Below are 17,125 nucleotides of genomic sequence, written 5' to 3'. Positions count from 1 at the left end.
TGCGCTCAGATGTCGCGGCGCTCGAAGCGATGGCCGGAGAAGATCATCGTGTGCGGATGCCCGCCGAGCATGTTCGCGAACGAGACGCGCTCGGGCGACCATTCCTCCTTGCCGAATCGCCACACGCCGTCGGCGATCGGCGTCATCGGCACGAACCCGCCGCCCCAGAGCCGGCCGCCGCGCTCGACGATGCGCGCGACGCCGAGCCAGGGACTGTCGTTCACATATTTGCCGGCGTGGCGGGCGAGCGCCGGATCGGATGCCGCGATCTTCGCTCCAGCGCCATCGCGGGTGAATCCCTCAGCTCCCCACCCAGCGCCGGTGACGCTTGGCCCGGTGCGGTCGAATTGAAGCGGCCAGTCGGCAAAAGCGGGGTGGCCGCATACGAACACGTCTTCGTCGATCGGGATCAGCGACGCCTCGGTGCCGCCGGCGACGAGCGTCAGCCGGGGGGCGGCGCGAACCTCGAAGGTTCGGCGGCCGCCGGAATAGCGGCCCGCATAATCCTGCGCGTTCGGGAGCGGCTTTTCGAAGGGCGGCGGCGCCGGGATCGCCGCGCCGGCGAGCGCCGCCCGCAGCGCCTTGATTGCGTAGAGCGTCAGCGCGCGCGGGCGGTATTCGGGCATGTAGCTGATCGACGCGGACGCGAAGGCGCCGATTCCGTCCGCCGGGTCCAGATGGAAGGAGGAGGAGAAACTGACCATGCCGCCGGTGTGATGAAGATAGGCGCGCCCTTCGTCCGCCACGTGCATCAACCCGTTGCCGTAGCTCATGCCCGGCGGCGCCGACGCCACGGCGTGGCTGGCAAAGGCGCGGCCGCGCGCGGGATCGAGGCCGAGGCCGCCCTTGCCCGTCGCCGCAACCCCAAGCTCCCGCAGGAACAGGACCATGTCGGCCGCGGTCGAGGCGACGCAACCCGCGCCCGAGCTTTCGTCGATCCAAGCGGCGGGCGCGAGCGGGGCGCCGCGCAGGAACGGCCGGTCGAGCACCGCAGGCTCATAGCCCTGCGCGTAGAGCATGCGGTCGGCGGAAGCGATCGCGCCCCTCGTGCGGCGCATGCCGAGCGGGGCGAACAGCCGCTTCTCGAAGATGCGGTCGAGGGTCGTGCCGTCGATCCGCTCGGCGAGCATGCCAAGGCAGGCATAGCCGAGGTTGGAATAGGACCAGTGGCTGCCGGGCGCGAAGCCGAGCCACAGGCCTTCGGCAACAAAGGGCGGCGCTTCGCTGGGCAGCCCGGCGACGTGGTCGAGCACTTGCTGGACGGCGAGCGGCGCCTCCGCCGGCCAGGCGACCTCCGGAAGCAACGGGCGGATGTCCGCGTCGAGCCTGAGCTTTCCGTCGGCCGCCTGCTGGTGGATCACGGCCGCGGTCATGCATTTGCTGATCGAGCCGATCTGGAACAGCGTTTCTCCCGTGACAGGCGCCTGCGCGTCGGGACGGGCGAGGCCGAAATGCATAGCGGTCGAGAAGCCGCCGGGCGTGAACACCGACAGCGTCAACGCCGGCAGCCCCATCCATTGCCGGTGCGCCTCGCCATAGGCGCGGATCGCCTCGAGCGCGGCCCGGAGCGGCGGCGGGACAGCGGTCCCGATCTCTGCCATGGCCGGTGATGCGAGCGCCAGTCCGGCGGCTCCCCCGATGAACGCGCGCCGGCTTGCTTTCATGATCGGCCTCCCCTCGGCCGAGCTTCGCGCCCGCGCGGCCGTGGGTCAAGACATGGTCGACTGGGCCTTGCAGCGCGACCGCGGCCGGGAGATCATTCCGCCTTCGAGTCGAAGGAGGGTGAGATGGCGGTCAATGCGATTCCCGAAGGCTATCGCAGCGTGACCCCGTATCTGGTCGTCGACGGCGCGGCGGCGGCGATCGACTGGTATGCGCGCGCGTTCGGCGCGACCGAGCTGCTGCGCATGCCGATGGGCGAAAGGATCGCGCACGCGGAGATCCGGATCGGCGATTCGGTCGTGATGCTGTCCGACGAATGGCCGGACGTGAATCTGCGCGGGCCGAAAAACCGCGGCGGCGTCACGGCCAGCCTGATGGTCTATCTGCCCGACGTCGACGCCGCCTTCGCGCGGGCGATCGAGGCTGGCGCCACGGAGGAGCGGCCGGTTGCAAATCAGTTCTATGGCGATCGCTCCGGCACGCTGATCGATCCGTTCGGCCACCGCTGGATGATCTCGACGCACGTCGAGGACGTATCGCCGGAGGAAATGGAGCGGCGGATGGCGGCGATGGAGCCTGCCTGATCAGGCGATCCGGCGCTTGCCGGCCAGCAGCTCGTCAATCGCGGTCTTCGGCGCCGGGCGGCCGAACAGATAGCCCTGGCCGGCCGAGCAGCCATGCTCGCGCAGGAACTCGGCCTGGCGCTCGGTCTCGATTCCTTCGGCGACGACGGTCTTGCCGAGGCCCTGGCCGAGCTTGATGATCGCGGACACGATCGCCGCGCTGTCGTTGCCGGTATTGCCGAACAGGTCCTGGATGAAGCTCCGATCGATCTTGAGCGCATCGACCGGAATCTCGCGCAAGTGGGTCAGCGACGCGTAGCCGGTGCCGAAATCGTCAAGCGAGATGCCGAACCCCGCCTGCTTCAGCTCGGTGATCATGTCGCTCGCCATCGGCGCGGAGCGGCCGACGAACACGCCTTCGGTCACTTCGATGATCAGCCGGTCGCGCGGGATGCCGGCGCGGTCGGTATGGTCGATCAGCCGGTGGATGAAGTCGCGGTTGCGGAACTCCGCCGCCGACGCGTTGATCGAGACCTTGCCCCAGTCGAGCCCGCGGCTGCGCCAGTCGATCATGTCGGCGATCACCATGTCGAGCATGTTGATGCCGATCGCCTCGGCCACTTCATAGTCGTTGAACGCTTCGGCGATCGTGCCCGGCAGGCAGATCTGGCCGGAGCGGTCGCGGCGGCGCAGCAGCGCCTCGAACCCCATGACCTCGCCCGTCTGCATCGAGATCTGCGGCTGGTAATAGGGCAGCAGCCGCTTGTTCTCGACCGCCTCGCGGCCGATGTTGATCATCGCCACGCGGCGCTGCATCTTGCTGCGCATCGAAGGTTCGAAGCTCAGATAGCGGCCGCGCCCGGCGTTCTTCGCTTCGTAAAGCGCGATGTCGGCGTGCTTGAACAGCTCCGACGCGTTGGTCGCGTGGATCGGGAAGATCGCGGAGCCGGCGCTGGCGCGGCAGTCGAATTCGCGGCCGTTGAGGCGCAGCGGCTTCTTGAGATTGGTGAACAGGTCCTCGATCAGGGCCTCGATCGCCTCGCTGCTCTCGACGTTCGGCAGCAGGATCGCGAACTCGTCGCCGCCCAGCCGCGCCACCGTCGCTTCGCAGATGATCGTCTCGCGCAGCACCTTGGCGAACTCGGTCAGCAGCCGGTCGCCGGCATGGTGGCCGAGAATGTCGTTGACGTCCTTGAAATGATCGAGGTCGAGCATGACGAGGCCGAGCCGCCCCAGCCCCTCCGCCGCACGTGAGGTCAGCTCGTCCAGCCGCTGGTTGAACAGCGCTCTGTTCGGCAAGCCGGTGAGGGGGTCGTGCTCGGCGGCCCAGCGCGTCTCGATCTCGTTCAGGACGAGCTCGTGAATATCTTCCGTGTATCCGTACCAGCGGACGATATTGCCTTCGTCGTCGTGGCGCGGAAAGGCGCGGGAGCGCATCCAGCGATAGCTGCCGTCGGCGACCTTGAAGCGGCAGCGGACGTCATGCGGGCCGCCGGCCAGCATCGCCGCGCCGACCGTGGACTGCATCCGCGGCAGGTCCTCCGGATGGAGGACGTTCATCCAGCCTAGGAAGCCGAGCGCCTGATCTTCCTCCAGACCGACCATCTGCAGATAGCGCTCGGTCACCCGGGTGACGCCGTGCTCGTTGTCGGCGACCCAGGGCAGCTGCGGGTTGAGCTCGACCGTGTACCAGAGGTGCTCCACGGTGCGGTTGAGGTGCGCGATTTCCTCGCGCTCCTCCGTGCGGTCGATCAGCGTGACGAACAACGCGCGGCGTCCGCCTTCGGTCGATAGGCTGAGGCCGGCATCGACGTGCAGCACGGCGCCGTTGGCCGCCTTGCCCGATACCGCGATCGTCACCGGCATCCCGGTCAGCGCCTGGCGAATGGCGCGGATCACCACCGGCGCGAGCGTGGCGGACACCAGGCGCAGCAGGGCGCGTCCGCTCAGCGTGCGGCGAGTGCCGAGCAGCGTGGCAGCGCGCGCGTCCGCATGGATTTTTGCGTCGAGCGAGGAAATGACCACAGTGCCCAGGCCCGCCAGGTCGAGAACCTTGGCGGCCATGTTCGCGTCGCGCGACGACAGGGCCGGCGAGCCGCCGCCTTCCCCCATCGCTTCGCCGTCCGGATTCCGGGCTTCCCTCACGCGGTTCGGGATATCGGGGAAGGGTTAACGTGTTCTTACCCTTTGCCTCGCGAGAAGGCGGAAACCAATCGTTAACCTTACCGGCGCATGAGGATCGCCACGCCATGTCACACGTTCTTTCGACCGCTGCCCGCCCGCGCATGCACCTTCCGGCAACGACCCGGCTCCGCGCCGAAATCCTGATCGCGCCGGATGCGGAGCGGCTCGTCACCCTGTTCGCGGATTCGCTGGCGGAGCACGGAATCTCGGGGCATTTCTGCCTGCGCAAAACGGGCTCGGCGCTCACTCCGCTGGTTGGCGACGCGCCGGAACTGATTGCTCGCTCCCACAGCTTCTTCGTCGATAGCGACGACATGTATTTCGCCGGCGCGCGGGTGCTGCTGGCGGAGCCCGATCGCGCGCTGAACAACGAGGAAATGGCCCGGGTGCGCGGCTATGCCCAATTGTTCGCGGCGCGCGCGCTGGCCCTGCAGGAACTGGCCGACGATATCGAGACCGACTGCGGCCTGTCGCTGCGCGAGCGCTATGTGCTCGGACGGCGGCTCGCGGGTCTCGCCCCTATCGATATCGCGCTGGAAGCGAAGTTGACGGTGCAGAGCGTCACCGCGGCCATCGACAATGCGGTTGCGCGGCTGGGCGCCGAAACTCAGGCGGAAGCGATTTCGGTCGCCGCGCGGCGGGGGTGGCTGGCTGTCACCAGTCTTGAAAACTGTTCTTCAAGTTGCCAGAATTTAACGTATAAGGCGGCCCAGAACGGCTGAGGCCGTCCGGGGTGGGGTCGTCGCCAGATGTTGCATGTTGTCGCGAAGGACAATCGCGCGCTCTACGAGCGTGAGATTGAGGAATTCCATCGATTGCGCAAGGCCGTGTTCGTCGACGAACTCGGCTGGGACATTCCGGTCAGCGAAGGCGGCCTGGAAATCGACCAGTATGACGACGACGAGGCGGTGTACGGCCTGTCGTTCGATGCCGAGCAGCAACTGACGATGGCGTGCCGCTACCGGCCGACCCATGATCGCTCGCTGCTGACCGACATCTTCGCGCACGCGATCGCGCCCGGCACGCCGGACCCGACCGGCCCCGGCGTGTGGGAGATCACGCGCGGCATCTGCCTGGAATCGGGTGGGGCCCGGCATAACCAGCGCCGGCGCGCCTGCAACATGATCACGCCGCTGGAGCTGACCCGCGCCGCCGGCGGCACCAAGTGCATCGCCTTTGCCGAGGTGCGGCTGCTGCCGCTGTTCATGCAGATGGGCTGGCGCGTCACGCTGCTCGGCGACCCGACCGACTTCGGCCAGGGCACCGGAATCGCGTTCGAGATCGACGCGAGCGACGTCGCGATCGCCAAGATTCGCCGCGACTTCGACCTGCCGGACCAGGGCTATATCAAGCTGATGCCGGACCCGGCCGATCGGCGCTCGATCCACGAACGCGCGGCCGAACTGGCGCTGCAGTCCGCGCTGACCGCGTCGCTGCAGCCGCAGCCGGAGGACCTGCGCGAAGTGGCGCAGAACGCGATGCGGACCATCGCCAACACCAAGCTCAACCAGCGCGCGTTCGATTTCGTGCGCCGCAACCAGGCGACGCCGCTCAGCGCGACCGCCTGACGCGAAAAGGGCCGGCGCGGTTGCCCGCGCGGCCCCTTCACGCCATCGATGGGCGCTTAGCGATTGCAGGTCTGGGCAGCGCCGCCGTTGACGGCGATCTGCACCGTCTTGCCGCTGCCGGAAACGGAGAAGCCGTTGCCGCCGGTGAGCGGCTTGCCTTCGCCTTCGGCCTGGACATGGACCGGCGTGCCGCCCTTCTTGGTGCGGACGTTCGCCTGCGTCTTGTCGCCCAGGAAGTCGACATAGACGATCGAGTTGTCCTTGCAGCGATAGATGCCGCTGTCGGTGACGGCCGGCGGCAGCTCGACCGGCGCGGCATTGGCGATCTGGTTGGCCATCGGATCCGGATTGGTGTCGATCACCTCCGGCTCCTTGTTGTTGCACGCGGCCAGCACCAGCATGGCCGCAACGGCGGTAAGGGGAGCGATTCGGGTCATAAGGTTTTCGGCTTTCGCGGGTGAGGCCTTTGCGGTCAAGCCCGCGTGCGACAATGTATCATGACGCTCGTCGATTGTCCCTGTCATTCATGGAATTCCGCGAGCTCCGGAATCCGGCCGAACGCGATCTGCCTGCCGACCCGATCCGCTCGGCCGCCGGCGAGCGGGCCTAGCGTCACCGCATTCCGCCCGAAGCGCGCGTTCAGACGGTCGATCGCGCGGCTGAGCGCCAGGTTACGCGTTTCGCGGGCCAGCGCGCTGTCAGGATCGAGATGGGCGAACAGCGATTCCTGCTCGCCCCGGACGGGCTCGATTCCGGCGAGAGTGACGCCGACCATGCGCAGCCGGAAGCCGCCCGGCCGCGCCCGCCCCGCCGCCTCCAGCCGCGGCCAGAGCGCGTCAAGGGCAGCCAGGATCGCGAAACTGTCCTGCGTCGCCGCGAGCCGCCGGGCGGTGCGCCAGCCCGACTTGTCGTCCTCGAACCTGCCGTGAAGCACCAGCGTGCGCGCGATATAGCCCTTGCGGCGCAGCCGGCTGGCGGCCTTCAGCGCAAGCCGCCGCGCCACCAGCCGGGTCGGCGCCAGCCCGCGCGAACGAGGCGCGAGCACATGGCTGTGGCCGATCGTCCGGCTTTGCGTCGGCTTTTCCGGCAGGTCGACACCGTGCAGCAGATACCAGAGCCGGTCGCCATTGGTGCCGCCCCAGGCCGTTCCCGCGTCGCGCGGCCGCCTGGCGCAGAGCCCGGCAATGTCGTTGATCCCGGCGCGCGCCAGCTGCCGCTCCATCCTGGCGCCGATGCCGGCAATGTCGCGCAGGTGCAGCGCGAACAGCCGATGCGGCAGCTGATCGGCCGTCAGGACAACGAGCCCGTCAGGCTTCTGCATGTCGGACGCGAGCTTCGCCAGCAGCCGGTTCGGGGCGATGCCGACCGAGGACGTCAGGCAGTCGCCGATATTGGCCCGGATGCCCGCCTTGATCCGGAGCGCCAGCGCACGGGCGGCTGCGGGGCCGTTCTCATTGTCGAGCAGGCGGCACGCGACCTCGTCGATCGAGCAGACCCGTTCCACCGGCACGTGCCTCCAGATTTCGGCGACGATCGCGTCGTGGAACTCGACATAGCGCTCGTGCCGCGCGGGCGTGATCAGCAGGTCGGGGCATTTCTGCTTCGCTTCCCAGACCGGCGTGCCGGTGTTGATGCCGTAGCGCCTGGCTTCGTAGGAGGCGGCGATCGCGACCGTGGTGTCGCTGCCGACCGGAGCGACGATCACCGGCCTGCCGCGCAGTTCCGGCTGAAGCTGCTGCTCGACGCTCGCGAAATAGCTGTTCAGGTCGAGAAACAGCCAGCGCAGCGGCCGGGGCGGAAGGTCGAGCGAAAGGTAACGAAGGTCATGGCACGTCTGCGGAGAAATGCGTGAACTTTGCCGGACCGGCGGCTCAGGTGGAGGGGGAGAGGGGTTTGCTGGCCGACTCATTGGAGTGGAACATTAGCAGAACATCGGCGTGTAGGACAGGATCAGACGAGCTGACGCCATATCGCCAGCTTGCCCTCGAACGAGCGGGCGGCATGGGCCGGGCTGCTGGAGGGGAGGGTGACGAGACGATAGCGTTCCGCCAGCGGACCGAACTGCGCGCGTCCGATCTTTGACGCAGTGCCGCCGTTGAAGCCGATCGTGCGGAGCGCGGGCAGGCGCGCGACGAGCTTCTGCAAATCATTGGCCGCGTGATTGCGGATGGCCGCGTCGAGGCTGCCGGCGCGCTCGGCATCGGCGATCACGTCCCACAGGCCGATCCGGTGATGGAGCAGCATCGTCAGGCGCTCGTCATAGGGCAGGCCGGCGAGGTCCGCGCCGATCACGGCGCCGATCAACCGCCAGAACTGGTTCCGCGGATGCGCGTAGTAGCGCCCGGCCGCCAGCGACGCGGCCCCGGGCAGGCTGCCGAGGATCAGGGTTTCGGTGTCGCTATCGACGACAGGCGCGAAGGAGGTGTGGCGGGTCAAAGCGCCGGAGCGATATCAGTCAGGACGAAATCATTCCCTTTGAAAAGGAGCGGGCGTCCTGTCGCCTTGGCCAAGGCATAGGAGAAGCAATCGCCAAAGTTCAGGCGCGCTTCGTGACGGCCGCGGCCGAATTCCAGATAGGCCCTGTGTCCTATGCGCGCCTGCTCTGTCGTCACTTCGGCGATCGACAGGCCGAGCTTGTCCAGTAGAGATTCTGCCTCCTCGGCAAGTTCGGGCTTGCGGCGGCCCAGGACGGCGCCAAGCTCCACCCAGGATCCCGCCGAGATCGAGCATTCCGAACTTGAAAGGATTGCGGCGATGAACGCCGGTTGCTCGGGCTCCTGCTGAATGATGGCCATCAAGGCCGACGTGTCGACGATCATATTGGCAGGCCGTCTTCGTCGTAGATTTCGTCCATCCACTCCTTGCTGCTCTTGGCGCGGTCCTCGGGCGACATCAGTGCGCGCATTCTCTCGACAATCTCCAGAACGGCCTTCGTCTTGGCCTCGGCCGCTTCCTCGCGCGCCCGCTCTTCGCGTTCGAGCAGGTCGCGCAGCACCTGGGTAACGGACTTGTGTTCCGCCTTGGCGAGCTTGCGTGCCAGGCGAACGACATTTTCGTCCTTGATGTTCAGCTGGACGCCCATTTCTACCTCCGAAGTGCATATATCTACCCCGGAAGTCTGGTATGCAAGGCGACCGCCTAGCTTGGCGGAAGTCCGGCTGCTACCAAGCGCCCATGTCGGGGCTTTCTGATGCAGGCGATGTGGTGACCGGCGGGCTGTGGGCGGCCGCGGTCGAGCCGGGGCATGGGCGCGCGGTCGAGGGCACGCATGGCGGCGTTTGCCTCAACTGCGGCGAAGCGCTGACCGGGCCCTATTGCGCGCAATGCGGCCAGACGGCGCATGTGCACCGGACGCTCGGTGCGATGTGGCACGACCTGTCGCACAGCGTGCTGCATTTCGACGGCAAGATCTGGCGGACGCTGCCGGAGCTGGCGGTGAGGCCGGGAGAACTGACCCGGCGCTACATCCACGGCGAGCGGGCGAAGTTCGTCTCGCCCTTCGCGCTGTTCCTGTTCAGCGCGCTCTTGATGTACGCGGTCTATTCGATCTTCGGCCACCACGACAGCTCGCCCCAGGCCAATGCGCAGGAAAGCGCCCGCACGCTGCAGCGGCAGGTGGAGAAGCTCGACGACCGGATCGCGGCGACGGAAGCCGATCTGAAGCAGCCGGACCTGAGCGCGGCCCGGCGCGCCAAGCTGCAGCAGCGGCTGACCGAGGTGCGCGACGACCGGCAGGAACTGGCCGCGGCGAGCGCGATCACCGCCGATGTCGGCAGCAAGGCGAAGGACGATCTCGCCGGCCGCTCGGTGGCCGAGCAGATCCGGACGAACAAGGAGTTCGTCGCCTATCGGCTGAAGGCGAACGCCTATAAATTCTCCTGGGCGCTGATCCTGATCAGCACGCCGATGATGTGGCTGCTGTTCGCGTGGCGGCGGGACTATGGTCTGTACGATCACGCGACCTTCGTGACCTATTCGATCTCGTTCATGTCGCTGCTGTTCTCGCTGTGGATGGTCGCAAGCTCGCTCGGCCTGGCGAGCGGCGTCGTCATGCTGGCGCTGATGCTCTACGCACTGTGGCACATGTACGTGGACATGCGCGGCGCCTACCAGCTCTCCCGCAGCGGCGCGCTGCTGCGCCTGCCGCTGCTGTACGGCATAGCGGCCGTTTCGGGCGGCATGTTCTACGCGCTCGTGACCGCGATGAGCTGAGCAAGCCGAGCCGTTCCGTTCGAAACCGATGTCGCCAGTCGAGCGGCATGCGCATCCTGTCGAAACCTGTCGCGGCCGTCTTCGGTGGACGGTAACCCAAGCCAATGTCTATCGATGTCTCACGCCGCTCCGCATTGATGGGAGCCGCGGCACTTGCCGTCACCGGCCCCGCGGCGGCGAAATCGGCCGAATCCCGGTTTCGGCTTCGGACCGTGCCGACGAAGATTTATCGGTCCACCTTCAATCCGCGTGAGAAGCTGGATGGATGGGTGTTCTTTCTCATGCTGGAGACGGAGCAAAGCCAGACGCTCGCGCCGCTTTCGCTTCGCATCACCTACAGGGCGGCCGGCGCGTCTGTCCGGGAGGAACGGATCGAAGGGGCCGCGCTCACCAGCATCGCGCGGCAGGACCTCTCTCCGAGCCGGCTGACCGGGCAGGCGCCCGACCCGCCATTCTATTGGCCGCAGGCATTCCGGCTGCATTGCTATGTTCCGCAAACGCCCGCGATCGACGAACTCGTGCTGGAACTTCGCGTCGCCGATGATCGGGGCCGCGGCCACGTGGTGTCGGCGCGCGTTCCAATCCTCGATTTTCGGCAGCGGACATCGTTGATTTTTCCGTTTCGCGGTCCCGCCATCATCTCGCAGGGAGGCGTGCTGAGCGGGGGGCACCGAAACCGCAGCGGCGGATTCGCCATCGATGCTCTCGGTCTGGACGCCAACTACGCTCCGATGAGGAAGGTCGGTTCCGATCGGCCCGAGGACTATGCCGGATGGGGCCGCCCCATCATCGCGCCGGCGGGCGGGATCGTGGTGCAAGCGCGGAACGACAGGCCGGACCAGCCAAAGGACGGAGAGAGCAACCCGGCCTATTTCGCGCCGGAATATCCGGATGGCGGCGACGTCGGGAACAATGTCGTCATCGACCATCGCAACGGTGAGTTCAGCTTGATCGCCCATATGAGAATGGGCTCGGTGCGTGTGCGTGCGGGCGACGAGATTGCTCAAGGGCATCAGATCGGCGAGCTCGGGAACTCGGGCGACACGAGCGGCCCCCATATGCATTATCAGTTGCAGGACGGGCCGCGCTGGGAATTCGCCGATGGCCTGCCGATGCACTTTACGAACGTTTCATCGCTGACGCGCGGAAGCTACTTCAGCGCGACGTAGGGGCCAATCGGGCCGAGGCGATCGCGCTGGCTCGTTCAGTTTTTCCGCTGCGAGCATTTGAGGCTGAGGACGGCTTCCTCCAGCGGCGTCGGATGCGCAGTCGCGTTGCGCTCGCGGCAGCGGGCTTCGGTGTCGGGAAGCTGGATCGGACCCAGGTCTGCGCCGGCGCGGACGGCGGCGTCGAGGCGGCGGATTTCCTCCAGCTCCAGCGGCGTCAGCTCCTGCGGCTGCTTCCGGCCGGCCTGAAGGTCGCGATAATTCTGCAGGGCGCGGTCATAGTCATATTGCGCCGCGGCCGGCGCCGGCAGGAGGAGCGCGGCCAACAGCGCCGCGGCTGCCAGGCTTTTCATTCTTCTTCCCCTTGTCAGCCTGCGATGTCGTACCGGGGGCGGGTGAACGGGGATTGAATGGCTTGGGCGGCCCCAAGTTTCGGCTGCTTGCCCGGCGGGCGGCGGCGGCTTACGTCAACGTCATGAGTCTTCCCGATACGCTGGCGCTGATCGGCCATACGCCTTTGGTGCGCCTGAAAGGGCCCAGCGAAGCGACCGGCTGCGATATCTTCGGCAAGTGCGAATTCCTGAACCCCGGCGCGTCGGTCAAGGACCGGGCGGCGCTGGGCATCGTCGAGGATGCCGAGGAGCAGGGGCTGATCGGGCCGGGCGCGACGATCGTCGAAGGGACGGCGGGCAATACCGGCATCGGCCTGGCGCTGGTCGGCAATGCCAAGGGCTATCGCACGATCATCGTGATGCCCGAGACGCAGAGCCGCGAGAAAATGGACACGCTACGCGCGCTGGGCGCCGAGCTGGTGCTGGTCGCGGCCGCGCCCTATTCGAGCCCGTGCCACTTCGTCCATGTCTCGCGCCGCATCGCCGAGGAGACGCCGAACGCGCTCTGGGCCAACCAGTTCGACAACATCGCGAACCGCCGCGCACACATCCGCTGGACCGCCGAGGAAATCTGGGAACAGATGGACGGGCGAATCGACGGCTTCACCTGCGCGGTGGGGACGGGGGGGACGCTGGCGGGCGTCGGCCTGGGCCTGAAGGCCAAGGACCCGAACGTGACGATCGCGCTGACCGACCCGCACGGCGCCGCGCTGTACAGCTATTACCGCGACGGCGAGCTGAAGTCGGAAGGCAGCTCGGTCGCCGAAGGAATCGGGCAGGGGCGGATCACCGCCAACCTGGAAGGCGCGCCGATCGACACGCAATTCCGCATTTCCGACGCGGAAGGGCTGGCGCAGGTCGAGGCGCTGCTGATGGACGAAGGCCTGTGCCTGGGCCTCTCCTCCGGCATCAACGTCGCCGGCGCGATGGCGCTGGCGCGCGCGCTCGGGCCGGGCAAGCGGATTGTGACGATCCTGGCCGATACCGGCTTCCGCTATCTCTCGACGCTGTACAATCCGGAGTGGCTGGCTGCGAAGGGGCTGAAATCGCAGGCAAAGGCCTGATTTTGCTTTCGCGGGCGAACGCGCTACACTCCCGGCCGATGTCGGAAGACAAACGCGCTGGAATGCAACGTGTGCGCGTCGGGCTGACGGGGCTGGGCGCCGTCTTGCTGGTCGTCGCCGTGTCTGCCGCGATCTTCGAATCCGCACGCAAGCAGCCGGGCGACAATGTCGTCGCGATGAATGCCTCGCAGGCGCAAGTCGCGAACATGGTCGGAAACACGGCGGATCAGGCGCCGAACGATCCGCTGACCGAGATCGGCGTTACCCCGGCCGGCCCGCCGACCACCAATGCCGCTGCCGCCGCGCCTGCGCCGCCTGCACCGAACCAATAACCCGCGCTTTCCCGTGCGCTCCCTGGAACAGAGCTGGAACATAGATAGCGTGCGAGGCGGCGCGCCCCGTCGGCGCGTCAAGATGTGAGGATTTCCCGCAAAATCCCGCAAAATCCCGTTGTATCCCGTGACTGCCCGCGATATGTCAGTGTCACAGGCGGGGCTAATCCCTTGAGTCGAGTCGACACCGGACGGCGCGCGATACGTGCTTTCCGGAACGAGGAGTGTTGCGCCCCGGCCTGAGAGGGTGTGCGTGGGCGAACGGGAGGCCTTTAACGGATTTGCGATGACCGCGGTCGACGGCAAGGGCCGCGTCGCGATCCCCGCATCCATGCGCGCCGTCATCGAGCGGAACGTCGAGGCCGGCGGCGGCGATCCCCGCACCGTCGTCATCGCGCTGCACCCCCAGGACCCGTGCCTGATCGCTTACGACCCCGCCTGGTTGAAGCGCAGCCACGACCGGCTTGAGCGGCGCGAGGAAATGCTGGAAGCGGACGGCGCCGCGCTCGACTACAACGCCAAGCGCCGGACGCTGGCGATGACCGAATCGGCCGGCTTCGACGCGAGCGGCCGGTTCGTGCTGCCCGACTTCTACGCGATGAAGGCGAAGCTGACGCCCGGCACCGACGCGGTGTTCACCGGCGCCGGCAATTTCTTCGAGATCTGGAACCCCGACGTGCTGCTCTCGGCCGAGGGTGTCGACCCGAACCTGAAGGAGCTGGTCGAGTTCACCCGCGCCAAGCGAGGCGCGAAATGAGCGCGCACATCCCCGTCCTGCTCGACGAAGTGATCGCGGCGCTGGCGATTGAGCCGGGCGAGCGGCATGTCGACGGCACATTCGGCGCCGGCGGCTACACGCGGGCGATGCTGGCGAAGGGCGCGCGCGTCTATGCGTTCGATCGGGACCCGGACGCGATCGCGGCCGGCCGCGCGATCGACGACCCGAAGCTGACGCTGATCGAACGGCGCTTCTCGGAAATGGCTGCCGCCCTGGCGGACGCGGAGGCGCTGCCGGTCGACGGCGTGACGCTGGATATTGGCGTGTCGTCGATGCAGTTCGACCAGCCCGAGCGCGGCTTTTCGGTGCAGGCGGACGGGCCGCTCGACATGCGGATGGAGCAGGCCGGTCAGACCGCGGCCGAGTGGCTGAACACGGCCGACGAGGCGGAGATCGCGGACGTGATCTACCGCTACGGCGAGGAACGGCGGTCGCGCCGGATCGCGCGGGCGATCGTCGCCGCGCGGCCGCTGGCGCGCACGCTCGAGCTGGCCGCGGCGGTGCGCAAGAGCGTCGGCTATATCGCGGGCAAGGACAAGGACCCGGCAGTCCAGGTGTTCCAGGCGATCCGGATTCACCTCAATCGCGAGCTGGACGAGCTGACCGGCGGGCTGGAAGCCGCTGAGCGCGCGCTCGCGCCGGGTGGCCGGCTGGCGGTCGTCACCTTCCACAGCCTGGAAGACCGGATCGTGAAGCAGTTCCTGCGCGACCGCAGCGGCCATGCGCCTGCCGCGTCGCGCCATCTGCCGGCGGCGAAGACGCGCCGGCCCAGTTTCGAGGCGGTGGGCAAGGCGGTGCGGCCGGGCGCGCGCGAGACGGCGACGAATCCGCGGGCGCGCTCGGCCACGCTGCGCATCGCCCGGCGCACATCGGCGGAGCCTTGGAGCAAGGGAGAGGCGGCATGATCACCAGGCGGCTGCGGCCGATCGGCTGGGTGGCGGGCGTCGCGGGCGCCGCGCTGTCCTTCTATCTCGTCTCGCTGCAGGTCGCGGCCGAGCGCGCCGCGCTGGAAAGCGTCGAGCACCGGATCGCGGTCACGCAGCGCGATATCCGCCGGCTGGAGACGGAGTTCAGCGCGCGCGCTAGCCTGCGCCAGCTGGAGGAATACAACAACGAGGTGCTGGCGCTCGCCGCGCCCAAGGTCGGCCAATATGTCCCGAGCGGCGTGCAGCTCGCCGCCTATGCGCCGGACGCCGGCGGCGATATCGGCCAGCCGGTCGCGAGCACAGCGCTGGCCAGTGCCGAGGCCGCGCCGCCGCCCGCGAACCGCCCGACCTTCCGCCCTGCCGTGGTGCAGGACGCGCGGACCGACGGCGCGCCGGTGATCCCGGCCGTCAAGGCGCCGCCGCTGATCCAGACCGTCGCCATGATCGAGCCGGCCCCGGCGCCGATGGCCAAGCCGAAGGCGCAGGCGAAGCCGGCCCGAACCCCGGTGGTGCAGAAGGTCGCCCTGCTCGACGACGCGTCAATCGGCGAGATCGCCCGCGCCGCCGCCAAGGAAGCGAAAGGCCGCTGATGGCCACCGCCGCGCCCAGCCCGATCCAGCTCCGCGCGCTTCCGGAGCGCCGGCCCGAGCTCGCGTTGGCGCATGTCCGGCTGATGCTGCTGATGCTGCTGTTCGTCGGCGCGACCGCGATGATCGGGCTGCGGATCGCGTATCTGGCGGTATTTGCGGACAACAGCACCAACCGCGCCCATATCTCGGCGATCGCGCGCGGCGACATCCTCGACCGCAACGGGATCCCGCTCGCGCAGACCATCGAGGCCTGGTCGATCGGCGTGCATCCGGAAAAGGTGATCGGCGACAAGCGCGCGCTTGCGATCTCGCTCGCTCAGCTAATGCCGGAGCGGAGCGCGGCCGAATATCTGAAGATCCTGAATTCGAAGCTGACCTTCACTTATCTGCGCCGCCGCGCCACGCCGGAGCTGGTCGCGGCGGTCAACCGGCTGGGCGAGCCGGGCATCGACCTCGGCCGCGAGCCGGAGCGCATCTACCCGCAGGGCATGCTCGCCGCGCACGTGCTCGGCTTCACCAATTTCGACGGCCAGGGCGTCTCCGGCATGGAAAAGGTGCTGGAGAGCGAGCTGACCGGCTCCGCGCGCGGCACCGGCGTGATGCTGTCGATCGACAGCCGGGTCCAGCAGGCGCTGGAGGCGGAGCTGGGCGCGGCGATGGCGAAGTTCAGCGCGATCGGCGCAGCCGGGGTCGTGATGGACATCCAGACCGGCGAGGTCGTCGCGCTGACGTCGATGCCCGAGCTGAACCCCAACAAGCCGGCGCAGCAGGGGCCGGATGCGGCGTTCAACCGCGCGACGCTGGGCGTGTACGAGCTCGGATCGACCTTCAAGCCGTTCACCGTCGCAATGGCCATGGACGACGGCATCATCACCAGCTTCGGCCAGACCTATAATTGCCCGCGCGTGCTGCAGGCCGGCCGCTTCTCGATCACCGACACCCATCCGTTCGGCGGCTCCTGCACGGTCGCGCAGATCATGCAGGAATCGTCGAACATCGGCACTGCGCAGATCGCGGCGCAGGTCGGCGCGGCGCGGCAGCGCGAATGGCTGCGGCGGATGCATTTCCTTGAAAAGGTTTCGATCGAGCTGCCCGAGCGTGGCCGGCCGCTCACGCCCGGCGCCAATTGGGGAGACATTGCGACGATGACGGTCGGCTACGGCCACGGCATTGCCGTTTCGCCGCTCCACCTCGCGACCGGCTATGCCACCTTGTTCAACGGCGGCTTTTGGCGGCCGGCGACGCTGCTGAAGCATGATGCCGGCCGGCCGGTGCCGAAGGGCGAGCGCGTCTTTTCCGCCGAGACCTCGTACAAGATGCGCGCGCTGCTGCGCCTGGTCGTAATGAAAGGCACCGGCCGCAAGGCGGACGCGCCCGGCTACCGCGTCGGCGGCAAGACCGGCACGGCAGAGAAGATTGTCGGCGGCCGCTACACCAGTGGTTCGGTGGTCACGACCTTTGCCGGTGTGTTCCCGATGGAGGCGCCGCGCTATGTGGTGGTGGCGATGCTGGACGATCCCAAGGCCACCAAGGATACCTACGGCTTCCACACGGCCGGCTGGAACGTCGCGCCTGTCATCTCGGGCGTGATCAGCCGGATCGGACCGATGCTGGGCGTGATGCCGGACCCGAACCGGGAGGCGAACATGGCCGAGGTGCTGCCCTATATCCATGAGAAGGAAGAATGA

General features: G+C 67.7%; 19 protein-coding genes. 11 read left to right on the top strand and 8 right to left on the bottom strand.

What is annotated here, in order from left to right; genetic code table 11:
* Positions 1-5 precede the first annotated feature (5 nt).
* Positions 6-1,664, bottom strand: a complete 1,659-nt coding sequence (locus GON01_RS12250; protein ID WP_157027668.1) for a serine hydrolase domain-containing protein — start codon at positions 1,662-1,664, stop codon at positions 6-8.
* Positions 1,665-1,787: 123 nt separating this feature from the next.
* Between GON01_RS12250 and GON01_RS12245 the strand changes: the two genes are divergently transcribed.
* A complete protein-coding gene (locus tag GON01_RS12245) occupies positions 1,788-2,246 on the top strand; it encodes a VOC family protein (RefSeq protein WP_157027667.1) in 459 nt (152 codons plus the stop codon).
* Here the strand turns inward: GON01_RS12245 and GON01_RS12240 are convergent, their stop codons facing one another.
* Positions 2,247-4,370 (bottom strand): putative bifunctional diguanylate cyclase/phosphodiesterase, encoded by a 2,124-nt coding sequence (locus tag GON01_RS12240; protein WP_157027666.1) that lies wholly within the window; start codon positions 4,368-4,370, stop codon positions 2,247-2,249. It lies immediately after the preceding gene.
* Between the two features lie 104 nt (positions 4,371-4,474).
* Between GON01_RS12240 and GON01_RS12235 the strand changes: the two genes are divergently transcribed.
* Positions 4,475-5,131, top strand: coding sequence for a helix-turn-helix transcriptional regulator (locus GON01_RS12235; RefSeq protein ID WP_198159852.1), 657 nt, complete (start codon positions 4,475-4,477; stop codon positions 5,129-5,131).
* A 27-nt stretch (positions 5,132-5,158) separates the two neighbouring features.
* Positions 5,159-5,977 (top strand): acyl-homoserine-lactone synthase, encoded by an 819-nt coding sequence (locus GON01_RS12230; protein ID WP_157027664.1) that lies wholly within the window; start codon positions 5,159-5,161, stop codon positions 5,975-5,977.
* 56 nt (positions 5,978-6,033) lie between these two features.
* Here the strand turns inward: GON01_RS12230 and GON01_RS12225 are convergent, their stop codons facing one another.
* The 5 genes from GON01_RS12225 to GON01_RS12205 all read right to left on the bottom strand — a co-directional run bounded on the left by GON01_RS12225 (position 6,034) and on the right by GON01_RS12205 (position 9,059).
* Positions 6,034-6,414, bottom strand: a complete 381-nt coding sequence (locus GON01_RS12225; protein WP_157027663.1) for a hypothetical protein — start codon at positions 6,412-6,414, stop codon at positions 6,034-6,036.
* Positions 6,415-6,497: 83 nt separating this feature from the next.
* Positions 6,498-7,886 (bottom strand): Y-family DNA polymerase, encoded by a 1,389-nt coding sequence (locus GON01_RS12220; protein WP_157027662.1) that lies wholly within the window; start codon positions 7,884-7,886, stop codon positions 6,498-6,500.
* A 41-nt stretch (positions 7,887-7,927) separates the two neighbouring features.
* Complete coding sequence (locus tag GON01_RS12215; protein WP_157027661.1) at positions 7,928-8,413, bottom strand: DNA-deoxyinosine glycosylase; 486 nt, start codon at positions 8,411-8,413, stop codon at positions 7,928-7,930.
* Positions 8,410-8,796 carry a type II toxin-antitoxin system VapC family toxin gene (locus tag GON01_RS12210; RefSeq protein ID WP_157027660.1) on the bottom strand — a complete coding sequence of 129 codons (387 nt, stop codon included), beginning with the start codon at positions 8,794-8,796 and terminating at the stop codon, positions 8,410-8,412. The genes GON01_RS12215 and GON01_RS12210 overlap by 4 nt, the downstream gene beginning before the upstream one ends.
* Positions 8,793-9,059, bottom strand: a complete 267-nt coding sequence (locus tag GON01_RS12205; protein WP_157027659.1) for a type II toxin-antitoxin system VapB family antitoxin — start codon at positions 9,057-9,059, stop codon at positions 8,793-8,795. Before GON01_RS12205 ends, GON01_RS12210 begins: the two co-directional genes overlap by 4 nt.
* Before the next feature lie 92 nt (positions 9,060-9,151).
* Here GON01_RS12205 and GON01_RS12200 point away from each other — a divergent pair, with 92 nt between their 5' ends.
* Together GON01_RS12200 and GON01_RS12195 are read left to right on the top strand one after the other, a co-directional pair.
* Positions 9,152-10,189, top strand: a complete 1,038-nt coding sequence (locus GON01_RS12200; RefSeq protein WP_157027658.1) for a DUF3667 domain-containing protein — start codon at positions 9,152-9,154, stop codon at positions 10,187-10,189.
* A 104-nt stretch (positions 10,190-10,293) separates the two neighbouring features.
* Positions 10,294-11,358, top strand: coding sequence for a M23 family metallopeptidase (locus tag GON01_RS12195; RefSeq protein ID WP_157027657.1), 1,065 nt, complete (start codon positions 10,294-10,296; stop codon positions 11,356-11,358).
* Between the two features lie 35 nt (positions 11,359-11,393).
* On the opposite strand, the gene GON01_RS12190 is transcribed toward GON01_RS12195, so the two are convergent.
* Positions 11,394-11,708, bottom strand: a complete 315-nt coding sequence (locus tag GON01_RS12190; RefSeq protein ID WP_157027656.1) for a hypothetical protein — start codon at positions 11,706-11,708, stop codon at positions 11,394-11,396.
* A 122-nt stretch (positions 11,709-11,830) separates the two neighbouring features.
* Here GON01_RS12190 and GON01_RS12185 point away from each other — a divergent pair, with 122 nt between their 5' ends.
* The 6 genes from GON01_RS12185 (at position 11,831) to GON01_RS12160 (ending at position 17,125) form a co-directional block, all read left to right on the top strand.
* Positions 11,831-12,811 (top strand): cysteine synthase A, encoded by a 981-nt coding sequence (locus GON01_RS12185; protein ID WP_157027655.1) that lies wholly within the window; start codon positions 11,831-11,833, stop codon positions 12,809-12,811.
* A gap of 62 nt (positions 12,812-12,873) precedes the next feature.
* Positions 12,874-13,143 (top strand): hypothetical protein, encoded by a 270-nt coding sequence (locus GON01_RS12180; RefSeq protein WP_157027654.1) that lies wholly within the window; start codon positions 12,874-12,876, stop codon positions 13,141-13,143.
* Positions 13,144-13,429: 286 nt separating this feature from the next.
* A complete protein-coding gene (locus GON01_RS12175; protein ID WP_157027653.1) occupies positions 13,430-13,900 on the top strand; it encodes a division/cell wall cluster transcriptional repressor MraZ in 471 nt (156 codons plus the stop codon).
* Positions 13,897-14,826 (top strand): 16S rRNA (cytosine(1402)-N(4))-methyltransferase RsmH, encoded by a 930-nt coding sequence (gene rsmH, locus GON01_RS12170; RefSeq protein WP_157027652.1) that lies wholly within the window; start codon positions 13,897-13,899, stop codon positions 14,824-14,826. The genes GON01_RS12175 and rsmH overlap by 4 nt, the downstream gene beginning before the upstream one ends.
* Positions 14,823-15,437, top strand: a complete 615-nt coding sequence (locus GON01_RS12165; RefSeq protein ID WP_157027651.1) for a hypothetical protein — start codon at positions 14,823-14,825, stop codon at positions 15,435-15,437. The genes rsmH and GON01_RS12165 overlap by 4 nt, the downstream gene beginning before the upstream one ends.
* Positions 15,437-17,125 carry a peptidoglycan D,D-transpeptidase FtsI family protein gene (locus GON01_RS12160; protein WP_157027650.1) on the top strand — a complete coding sequence of 563 codons (1,689 nt, stop codon included), beginning with the start codon at positions 15,437-15,439 and terminating at the stop codon, positions 17,123-17,125. The genes GON01_RS12165 and GON01_RS12160 overlap by 1 nt, the downstream gene beginning before the upstream one ends.

Origin of the sequence: Sphingomonas horti, assembly GCF_009753715.1 — a bacterium.
Lineage (GTDB): Bacteria > Pseudomonadota > Alphaproteobacteria > Sphingomonadales > Sphingomonadaceae > Sphingomonas_B > Sphingomonas_B horti.
Note: the sequence above shows the minus strand (reverse complement) of the source record. Positions and strands in the feature narration are given on the sequence as shown.